This is a genomic window from Okeania hirsuta, from assembly GCF_003838195.1.
Classification (GTDB): domain Bacteria; phylum Cyanobacteriota; class Cyanobacteriia; order Cyanobacteriales; family Microcoleaceae; genus Okeania; species Okeania hirsuta.
Genome location: NZ_RCBY01000679.1, coordinates 1 through 623 on the forward strand (window position 1 = coordinate 1; position 623 = coordinate 623).

Sequence of the window (623 nt, forward strand, 5' to 3'; positions counted from 1 at the left end):
CAGTTAAATATAAATTCAAAAGATATTTTGGCAGAAGTGGCACCATCTGGAAAAGCAGAAGCGATCGCTTCTTTGCAGTCAAATGCGGGAAAAGTGGCAATGGTAGGAGATGGTATTAATGATGCTCCTGCTCTAGCTCAAGCAAATGTGGGTATTGGGATGCAAGCTGGTACAGATGTGGCAGTGGAAGCTGCTGATATTGTATTGATGCAGGATAAATTGATGGATGTGGTGCAGTCAATTAAACTCAGTCGTACTACTTTCAACAAAATTCGTCAAAACTTATTTTGGGCTTTTGCCTATAATATTGTGGGCATTCCTGTAGCTGCGGGGGTGTTGTTGCCGAGTTTTGGTATTATTCTCAACCCTGCTGCAGCGGGTGCTTTTATGGCATTTAGTTCCGTGAGTGTTGTGACAAACTCTTTATTACTGCGTAGCACATTTCGTTGAACAATAGTTAATTAGGAGTCAGATGGGGACCCACCCCTAACCCCTCCCAGGAGGGGAATTTGGGGAGATGGGGGGATGAAGAGTGTGGGAGAAATTAAAAAATATATATCCTCACCATTACCAAAAAATGAGGTCCAAAGTCTCCCCTTTTAAGGGGATGAAAAAAATATTCA

The 623-nt window shown here is 42.4% G+C and carries 1 protein-coding gene; it reads left to right on the plus strand.

Annotated elements, in window-relative coordinates; all coding sequences use genetic code 11:
- On the plus strand, positions 1–450 hold a 450-nt coding region (locus tag D5R40_RS33625; protein WP_124155930.1), incomplete at its 5' end, for an HAD-IC family P-type ATPase.
- Positions 451–623: the final 173 nt, after the last annotated feature.